Origin of the sequence: Hydrogenophaga sp. H7, assembly GCF_002025745.1 — a bacterium.
GTDB classification, from domain to species: domain Bacteria; phylum Pseudomonadota; class Gammaproteobacteria; order Burkholderiales; family Burkholderiaceae_C; genus Hydrogenophaga; species Hydrogenophaga pseudoflava.
Genome location: NZ_MCIC01000005.1, coordinates 58,088 through 67,326, shown reverse-complemented (window position 1 = coordinate 67,326; position 9,239 = coordinate 58,088). Strand labels below are relative to the sequence as shown.

The 9,239-nt window shown below is 62.7% G+C and carries 8 protein-coding genes and 1 tRNA gene; all 9 read left to right on the top strand.

Annotation, left to right across the window (positions count from 1 at the left end):
- The first annotated feature begins 1 nt into the window (after position 1).
- The 9 genes from tuf to rpoB all read left to right on the top strand — a co-directional run bounded on the left by tuf (position 2) and on the right by rpoB (position 9,225).
- Complete coding sequence (gene tuf, locus BC358_RS05715) at positions 2-1,192, top strand: elongation factor Tu (protein ID WP_079364208.1); 1,191 nt, start codon at positions 2-4, stop codon at positions 1,190-1,192.
- A 30-nt stretch (positions 1,193-1,222) separates the two neighbouring features.
- Positions 1,223-1,298: transfer RNA gene (locus BC358_RS05710), tRNA-Trp, on the top strand.
- A 152-nt stretch (positions 1,299-1,450) separates the two neighbouring features.
- Positions 1,451-1,834, top strand: a complete 384-nt coding sequence (gene secE, locus BC358_RS05705; protein WP_066160545.1) for a preprotein translocase subunit SecE — start codon at positions 1,451-1,453, stop codon at positions 1,832-1,834.
- Entirely contained in the window at positions 1,834-2,403 is a 570-nt protein-coding gene (gene nusG / locus BC358_RS05700) for a transcription termination/antitermination protein NusG (RefSeq protein ID WP_066160542.1), read from the top strand. The genes secE and nusG overlap by 1 nt, the downstream gene beginning before the upstream one ends.
- A gap of 113 nt (positions 2,404-2,516) precedes the next feature.
- Positions 2,517-2,948: a 50S ribosomal protein L11 gene (rplK, locus tag BC358_RS05695; RefSeq protein ID WP_066160539.1), complete on the top strand. Its 432-nt coding sequence runs from the start codon at positions 2,517-2,519 to the stop codon at positions 2,946-2,948.
- Position 2,949: 1 nt separating this feature from the next.
- The gene (gene rplA, locus BC358_RS05690) at positions 2,950-3,645 is read left to right on the top strand and encodes a 50S ribosomal protein L1 (RefSeq protein ID WP_066160536.1); all 696 of its coding nucleotides are present in this window, start codon (positions 2,950-2,952) and stop codon (positions 3,643-3,645) included.
- A 248-nt stretch (positions 3,646-3,893) separates the two neighbouring features.
- Positions 3,894-4,418: a 50S ribosomal protein L10 gene (rplJ, locus tag BC358_RS05685; RefSeq protein WP_066160532.1), complete on the top strand. Its 525-nt coding sequence runs from the start codon at positions 3,894-3,896 to the stop codon at positions 4,416-4,418.
- 42 nt (positions 4,419-4,460) lie between these two features.
- Positions 4,461-4,838, top strand: a complete 378-nt coding sequence (rplL, locus tag BC358_RS05680) for a 50S ribosomal protein L7/L12 (protein WP_066160529.1) — start codon at positions 4,461-4,463, stop codon at positions 4,836-4,838.
- Between the two features lie 262 nt (positions 4,839-5,100).
- On the top strand, positions 5,101-9,225 hold the full coding sequence (gene rpoB, locus BC358_RS05675; RefSeq protein WP_079365075.1) for a DNA-directed RNA polymerase subunit beta: 4,125 nt from the start codon (positions 5,101-5,103) through the stop codon (positions 9,223-9,225).
- Positions 9,226-9,239: the final 14 nt, after the last annotated feature.

Here is a 9,239-nt window from a genome sequence, read left to right as displayed (position 1 = left end):
AATGGCAAAAGAGAAATTTGAGCGGACCAAGCCGCACGTGAACGTGGGCACGATTGGTCACGTGGACCACGGCAAGACGACGCTGACGGCTGCCATCACCACGGTGCTGGCTGCCAAGTTCGGTGGCGCCGCCAAGGCCTACGACCAGATCGACGCGGCTCCTGAAGAGAAGGCTCGTGGCATCACCATCAACACCGCACACGTGGAATACGAGACGGCCAACCGCCACTACGCCCACGTGGACTGCCCCGGTCACGCCGACTACGTCAAGAACATGATCACCGGTGCTGCCCAGATGGACGGCGCCATCCTGGTGTGCTCGGCCGCCGACGGCCCGATGCCCCAGACCCGCGAACACATCCTGCTGGCCCGCCAGGTGGGTGTTCCCTACATCATCGTGTTCCTGAACAAGTGCGACATGGTGGACGATGCCGAGCTGCTGGAGCTGGTTGAAATGGAAGTGCGCGAGCTGCTCTCCAAGTACGACTTCCCCGGCGACGACACCCCCATTGTCAAGGGTTCGGCCAAACTGGCGCTGGAAGGCGACAAGGGCGATCTGGGCGAGCAGGCCATCATGCGCCTGGCCGACGCGCTGGACAGCTACATCCCCACGCCTGAGCGTGCTGTGGATGGTGCCTTCCTGATGCCTGTGGAAGACGTGTTCTCCATCTCTGGTCGCGGCACCGTGGTGACCGGTCGTATCGAGCGCGGCATCATCAAGGTCGGCGAAGAAATCGAAATCGTCGGTATCGCCGCCACCCAGAAGACCACCTGCACCGGCGTGGAGATGTTCCGCAAGCTGCTGGACCAGGGTCAGGCTGGCGACAACGTCGGTATCCTGCTGCGCGGCACCAAGCGCGAAGAAGTGCAGCGCGGCCAGGTGCTGTGCAAGCCCGGCTCCATCAAGCCGCACACGCACTTCACCGGCGAGGTGTACGTGCTGTCCAAGGACGAAGGTGGCCGTCACACGCCGTTCTTCAACAACTACCGCCCGCAGTTCTACTTCCGCACGACGGACGTGACCGGTGCCATCGAGCTGCCCGAGGGCAAGGAAATGGTGATGCCTGGTGACAACGTGTCGATCACCGTCAAGCTGATCGCCCCGATCGCCATGGAAGAAGGTCTGCGCTTCGCCATCCGTGAAGGCGGTCGTACCGTCGGCGCCGGCGTCGTGGCCAAGATCATTGCGTAATCTTCCTGCTCGTCAGGATTTCAGCCAAGTAGGGGTATAGCTCAATTGGCAGAGCGTCGGTCTCCAAAACCGAAGGTTGGGGGTTCGATTCCCTCTGCCCCTGCCACCCAACAGGACGAGTAAGTCGTTCAGGATCTTGGGTCCTGTCTGTTGAGTGTCATCAGGCCCGCCGAAGTCTTTGAGACTTCTGGTGGGCTTGCGTGTCTGGGGCTTTCGGGTTCTGGTCTCGCCCACAAGTCAAGCATCTTCTGGTATCTCATGGCCACTTCCGAAGTACAAACCGTCAACACAGGTGCCGATAAGGCCAAGCTGGCGGTTGCCGTCGCCTTGCTTCTGGGTGCATTTGTCGCGTTCTACCTTTTGTCCGCGCAAGGCGCTATTGCGCAATGGGGTGCCCTGATCGTGGGCGTTCTGGCTGCGGTGGCGGTGTTCGGTGTGTCCGAGTCTGGCAAGCAGCTGGTAGCGTTCGGGCGCGATTCCTGGCGAGAAACCAAGAAGGTGGTTTGGCCGGCCCGCAAAGAAGCGATCCAGATGACGGCCTATGTGTTTGCCTTCGTCGTGGTGATGGCACTTTTCCTCTGGCTGACCGACAAGACCCTGGAGTGGCTGTTCTACGATCTGATTCTGGGGTGGAGAAAATAATGAGCGAAAACAACAGTCTGCTGGGGACGCCGACGGAAGGCATGCGCTGGTATGTGGTGCATGCCTATTCCGGCATGGAAAAAGCTGCCGAGCGCAACATCGTCGAGCGCATCAACCGGGCTGGTATGCAGGACAAGTTCGGTCGCATCCTGGTGCCGACCGAAGAGGTGGTTGAGGTCAAGAACGGCCAGAAACGCACCACTGAGCGCAAGTTCTTCCCTGGCTACGTGCTGGTGGAAATGGTGATGGATGACGATACCTGGCACCTGGTGAAACACACCAACAAGGTGACCGGTTTCGTCGGTGGTGCCAAGAACCGGCCGGCGCCGATCTCTGAAGAGGATGTGCAGAAGATTGTCAGCCAGATGCAGGAAGGTACCGACAAGCCGCGCCACAAGGTGGAGTTCGTGGTGGGCGAGTACGTGCGCGTCAAGGAAGGCCCGTTCACCGACTTCAATGGCACCGTCGAAGAGGTCAACTACGAAAAGAACAAGCTGCGTGTCTCGGTGACCATCTTCGGTCGCGCCACGCCGGTCGAGCTCGAGTTCAGTCAGGTAGAGAAGACCTGATGTTTTTGGCCGCAGGCGGTTTCACCCGGCGCCCGCGGCTTCCGTCCTTTCCGGGTTTCAACCGCGAGGAGGTTGTCTTCATGACAGCCGTCTGCACTCGCAGGAGCTAAAACATGGCGAAGAAAATCGTCGGCTTCATCAAGCTGCAAGTGCCAGCTGGTAAGGCCAACCCCTCCCCCCCGATCGGTCCGGCGCTGGGTCAGCGCGGTCTGAACATCATGGAGTTCTGCAAGGCGTTCAACGCCCAGACCCAGGGCGTCGAGCCCGGTCTGCCGCTGCCGGTGGTGATCACTGCCTTCGCGGACAAGAGCTTCACCTTCATCATCAAGACCCCCCCGGCCACGACGCTGATCAAAAAGGCGATCAAGCTGGACAAGGGCTCTCCGGTGCCCAACAAGCAGAAGGTCGGCAAGATCACCCGCGCTCAGCTGGAAGAAATTGCCAAGACCAAAATGAAGGACATGACCGCTGCCGACATCGATGCAGCCGTCAAGACCATCGCCGGCTCTGCCCGTTCGATGGGCGTGATCGTGGAGGGCGTGTGACATGGCCAAGCTGACCAAGAAGCAAAAAGCCTTTGAAGGCAAAGTCGACAGCAACAAGCTGTACGCCCTGACCGACGCCCTGGCGATCGTCAAGGAGTGCGCCAATGCCAAGTTCGACGAGTCCATCGATGTGGCTATCCAGCTCGGCGTGGACGCCAAGAAGTCGGACCAGGTGGTGCGCGGTGCCGTCGTGATGCCCAACGGCACCGGCAAGACCAAGCGCGTGGCCGTGTTCGCCCAGGGGGCCAAAGCCGAAGAAGCCAAGGCCGCTGGCGCCGACATCGTCGGCATGGACGACCTGGCTGCAGAGGTCAAGTCCGGCAAGATGGACTTCGACGTCGTGATCGCCTCTCCCGACGCGATGCGCGTGGTCGGTACCCTGGGTCAAGTGCTGGGTCCTCGTGGCCTGATGCCCAACCCCAAGGTTGGCACCGTGACGCCCGACGTGGCCCAGGCTGTGCGCAACGCCAAGGCCGGTCAGGTGCAATTCCGCGTGGACAAGGCCGGCATCGTGCACGGCACGATCGGCCGCCGCTCGTTCGACGCCGACAAGCTGCAAGGCAACCTGGCAGCCCTGATCGACGCGCTGAACAAGGCCAAGCCGGCCACCAGCAAGGGTGTGTACCTGCGTAAGGTGGCGGTGTCGTCGACCATGGGTGTGGGCGTCCGCGTGGACACCCAGTCCATCTCGGCGTAATCGCAAGAGATTCCCGGGGCGCTTCGGCGTACCGGGTGTGGTGGGCCCGCCCGCCGGCCGCAAGGTCAGCAGGTGGGGCCATCCAAGACCGCTGGTGTCAATGGCTCCCCGGATCCGGAGACTTAATCGGAGAAAGCCAGCGCAGATGGCGATCCCGCTGCAGATGGAACCCGTTTCCCTCAACAGTTGGTCGCTGCAATGAAGCGTGTGGACGGGCGCAAGCCCCAAGCACATTGAAGGAGTAGACCTTGAGTCTGAATCGCAGTGAGAAAGAAGCGGTCATTTCCGAAGTGACCAGCCTCGCCGCAAAAGCTCAAACGCTCGTGATGGCGGAATACCGCGGCATCACGGTTGCTGCCATGGACCAACTGCGCGTGAAGGCACGCAGCAGCGGTGTCAGCCTGAGTGTTCTGAAGAACACGCTGGCGCGCCGCGCTGTGGCCGGAAGCCCGTTCGAAGTGGCCGGCGACCAGATGACCGGTCCGCTGATCTACGGCTTCTCCGAAGACGCTGTGGCCGCCGCCAAGGTGGTGGCCGAGTTCGCGAAGACCAACGACAAGCTGGTCATCCGCGGTGGCGTTTACGGCGGCAAAGTCCTGGATCAGAACGGCGTGAAGCAGCTCGCCAGCATTCCTTCGAAGGAAGTGCTGCTGGCCCAGCTGTGTGGCTTGCTGAAGTCGCCGATCTCCCGCACCGCCGTGGTGCTGGGTGCCCTGGCGGCCAAAAAAGGCGAAGGCGCTGCCGCTCCGGCAGAAGAAGCTGCTGCAGCCTGATCGGCGCAGTGAGTTCGTTTAACCAATTGTTAGGAAATCAAAATGGCATTCGATAAAGACGCATTTCTGACGGCGCTGGACAGCATGACCGTCATGGAACTCAATGACCTGGTCAAGGCCATTGAAGAGAAGTTCGGCGTGTCCGCCGCAGCCATGGCTGCTCCGGCCGCTGGTGGTGGCGGTGCCGCTGCCGCAGCTGCTGAAGAGAAGACCGAATTCAACGTCGTGCTGACCGAAGCCGGCGCCAACAAGGTGTCCGTCATCAAGGCCGTGCGCGAAATCACCGGTCTGGGTCTGAAGGAAGCCAAGGATCTGGTCGACGGCGCTCCGAAGAACGTCAAGGAAGGCGTTGCCAAGGCCGACGCCGAAGCCGCCGTCAAGAAGCTGGTGGAAGCCGGCGCCAAGGCCGAACTCAAGTAATTCGGTTCTGGTCAGGGGCTGGAGTGCTCGAAAGGGCCTCCAGCCTTTGGTGCTTTCAGAACACCGATAAGCAGATTCGCAGAGTCTTCTTATCCGTGTCTTCTGACCCCGACTGCAGAAGACCACTTGGTCCGGGCCTGCGTGCAACGCGCAGGTCGTCCGCCAACGGCAGGTAGTGGCCTGCCGCCAAGCCCGTCACCCGCCGCCTTGAGAGCGACGGTTTGGCTGATCAGTCGCCGCAGACCTCAAGCCCGGAGATCTCATGGCATCCGCATCGAAATATTCCTACACCGAACGCAAGCGCATCCGCAAGAGCTTTGGCAGCCGCGAGAATGTGCTCGCGATTCCCTACCTGCTGCAGATGCAGAAGGACGCCTACACCGCGTTCCTGCAGGCCGACACCGCGCCCAAGAAGCGCACCGCTGAAGGCCTGCAGGCCGCCTTCGAAGCCGCCTTCCCCATCGTCTCGCACAACGGTTTTGTCGAGATGAAGTTCGTCGAATACAACCTGGCCAAGCCAGCGTTCGACGTGCGCGAGTGCCAGACCCGCGGTCTGACCTTCGCTTCCGCCGTGCGCGCGCGCGTGCAGCTGATCATCTACGACCGCGAGTCCTCGACCGCCCAGTCCAAGGTGGTCAAGGAAGTGAAAGAGCAAGAGGTCTACATGGGCGAAGTGCCCCTGATGACCGACAAGGGCTCCTTCATCATCAACGGCACCGAGCGTGTCATCGTGTCGCAGTTGCACCGCTCGCCGGGTGTGTTCTTTGAGCACGACAAGGGCAAGACGCACAGCTCGGGCAAGCTGCTGTTCTCGGCCCGCATCATTCCCTACCGCGGCTCCTGGCTGGACTTCGAGTTCGACCCCAAGGACATCCTGTTCTTCCGTGTCGACCGCCGCCGCAAGATGCCGGTCACCATCCTGCTCAAGGCCATCGGCCTGACGCCGGAAACCATCCTGGCGAACTTCTTCGTCAACGACCACTTCCGCCTGATGGACAGCGGCGCCCAGATGGCCTTCGTTTCCGAGCGCCTGCGCGGCGAGGTGGCCCGTTTCGACATCACCGACAAGTCGGGCAAGGTGGTGGTTGCCAAGGACAAGCGCATCACCGCGCGCCACACCCGTGAGCTGGAGCAGTCGGGCACCACGCACATCAGCGTGCCGGAAGATTTCCTGATCGGCCGCGTGGTGGCCAAGAACATCGTCGATCCGGACACCGGCGAGATCATCGCCAAGGCCAACGACGAGCTGACCGAAGCCCTGCTGAAGAAGCTGCGCTCGGCCGGCGTGCAGGAACTGCCCTGCATCTACACCAACGAACTGGACCAGGGCGCCTACATCAGCCAGACCCTGCGCACCGACGAAACCGTCGACGAGTTCGCTGCCCGCGTGGCCATCTACCGCATGATGCGCCCCGGCGAGCCGCCGACCGAAGACGCCGTGCAGGCCCTGTTCCACCGCCTGTTCTACAACCCGGACACCTACGACCTCTCGCGCGTGGGCCGCATGAAGTTCAACGCCCGCGTGGGCCGCGACGAAGCCACCGGGCCGATGGTGCTGTCCAACGAAGACATCCTGGCCGTGGTCAAGATCCTGGTGGACCTGCGCAATGGCCGCGGTGAAGTCGACGACATCGACCACCTGGGCAACCGCCGCGTGCGCTGCGTCGGCGAACTGGCCGAGAACCAGTACCGCACCGGTCTGGCGCGTATCGAGAAGGCCGTGAAGGAGCGTCTGGGTCAGGCCGAGCAAGAGCCGCTGATGCCGCACGACCTGATCAACTCCAAGCCGATTTCCGCGGCCCTGAAGGAGTTCTTCGGCGCGTCCCAGCTGTCGCTGTTCATGGACCAGACCAACCCGCTGGCCGAGATCACCCACAAGCGCCGCGTGTCGGCCCTGGGCCCGGGCGGTCTGACCCGCGAACGCGCCGGCTTCGAGGTGCGCGACGTGCATGTGACCCACTACGGCCGCGTCTGCCCGATCGAAACGCCGGAAGGTCCGAACATCGGCCTGATCAACTCGCTGGCCCTGTACGCCCGCCTGAACGAGTACGGCTTCATCGAGACCCCGTACCGCCGCGTGGTGGACGGCAAGGTGACGAACCAGATCGACTACCTGTCGGCCATCGAGGAAGGCAAGTACGTCATCGCCCAAGCGAACGCGACGCTGGACGCCGAAGGTCGCCTGACCGGTGACCTGATCTCTGCCCGTGAGAAGGGTGAATCCATCCTGACCCCGGCCGACACCATCCAGTACATGGACGTGTCGCCGGCGCAGATCGTGTCGGTGGCCGCTTCGCTGGTGCCCTTCCTGGAGCACGACGACGCCAACCGCGCACTGATGGGCGCCAACATGTCGCGTCAGGCCGTGCCCACACTGCGTCCGGAAAAGCCGCTGGTCGGCACCGGCATCGAGCGCGTGGCCGCGATCGACTCCGGCACCGTGGTGACCGCCCGCCGCGGCGGCGTGGTGGACTACGTGGACGCCACCCGCATCGTGATCCGGGTCAACGACGCCGAGGCCGTGGCTGGCGAAGTGGGTGTGGACATCTACAACCTGATCAAGTACCAGCGTTCCAACCAGAACACCAACATCCACCAGCGCCCCATCGTCAAGCGCGGCGACAAGCTGGCCAAGGGCGATGTGATCGCCGACGGTGCGTCGACGGACCTGGGCGAGATCTCGATCGGCCAGAACATGCTGATCGCCTTCATGCCCTGGAACGGCTACAACTTTGAGGACTCGATCCTGATCAGCGAGCGCGTGGTGGCCGACGACCGCTACACCAGCATCCACATCGAGGAACTGGTGGTGATGGCGCGCGACACCAAGCTGGGCGCCGAAGAAATCACCCGCGACATCCCGAACCTGGCCGAGCAGCAGCTCAACCGCCTGGACGACTCCGGCATCATCTACGTGGGCGCCGAAGTGCAGCCTGGCGACGTGCTGGTGGGCAAGGTCACGCCCAAGGGCGAGACCACGCTGACGCCGGAAGAGAAGCTGCTGCGCGCGATCTTCGGCGAGAAGGCCTCCGACGTGAAGGACACCTCGCTGCGCGTGGACCAGGGCTCGCAGGGCACCGTGATCGATGTGCAGGTCTTCACCCGCGAAGGCATCCAGCGCGACAAGCGCGCCCAGCAGATCATCGACGACGAGCTCAAGCGCTTCCGCCTGGACCTGAACGACCAGCTGCGCATCGTCGAGGCCGACGCCTTCGACCGTATCGAGAAGCTGCTGACCGGCAAGGTCGCCAACGGCGGTCCGAAGAAGCTGGCCAAGGGCACCAAGATCGACAAGGCCTACCTGGACGAGGTTGAGAAGTACCACTGGTTCGACATCCGCCCGGCGGAAGACGACGTGGCCGCCCAGCTGGAGTCGATCAAGAACTCCATGGAGCAGACCCGCCACAGCTTCGACCTGGCCTTCGAAGAGAAGCGCAAGAAGCTCACCCAGGGTGACGAGCTGCCGGCTGGCGTGCTCAAGATGGTCAAGGTCTATCTGGCCGTCAAGCGCCGCCTGCAGCCTGGCGACAAGATGGCCGGCCGCCACGGCAACAAGGGTGTGGTTTCCAAGATCACCCCGGTGGAAGACATGCCCCATCTGGCCGACGGTACCCCGGTCGACATCGTGCTGAACCCGCTGGGCGTGCCTTCGCGCATGAACATCGGTCAGGTGCTCGAAGTCCACCTGGGATGGGCCGGCAAGGGCCTGGGCCAGCGCATCGGCGACATGCTGCAGCGCGAAGCCGCGATGACCGAAGTGCGCGGGTTTCTGGAGCAGATCTACAACGCCACCGGCCGGAAGGAAGACCTGTCTGAGCTGTCCGACGACGAGCTGCGCGTGATGGCGCAGGAGTTGACCAACGGGGTCCCGTTCGCTTCGCCCGTGTTCGACGGCGCGTCCGAACAGGAGATCATGGACATGCTCAAGCTGGCCTATCCGGACGACGTCGCCAAGGCCAAGGGCCTGACCGAGACCCGCACCCAGGCGCAGCTCTACGACGGTCGCACCGGCGAAGCCTTCGAGCGCAAGACCACCGTGGGCTACATGCACTACCTCAAGCTGCACCACCTGGTCGACGACAAGATGCACGCCCGTTCCACCGGCCCGTACTCCCTGGTCACCCAGCAGCCGCTGGGCGGCAAGGCCCAGTTCGGTGGCCAGCGTTTCGGTGAGATGGAAGTGTGGGCGCTGGAGGCCTATGGCGCTTCCTACATCCTGCAGGAAATGCTCACCGTCAAGTCCGACGACGTGCAGGGCCGCACCAAGGTGTACGAGTCCATCGTCAAAGGCGAGCACTCGATCGACGCGGGCATGCCCGAGTCGTTCAACGTGCTGGTCAAGGAAATCCGTTCGCTCGGTATCGACATCGAGCTGGACCGCTCCTGATTCACTGAAGAAAA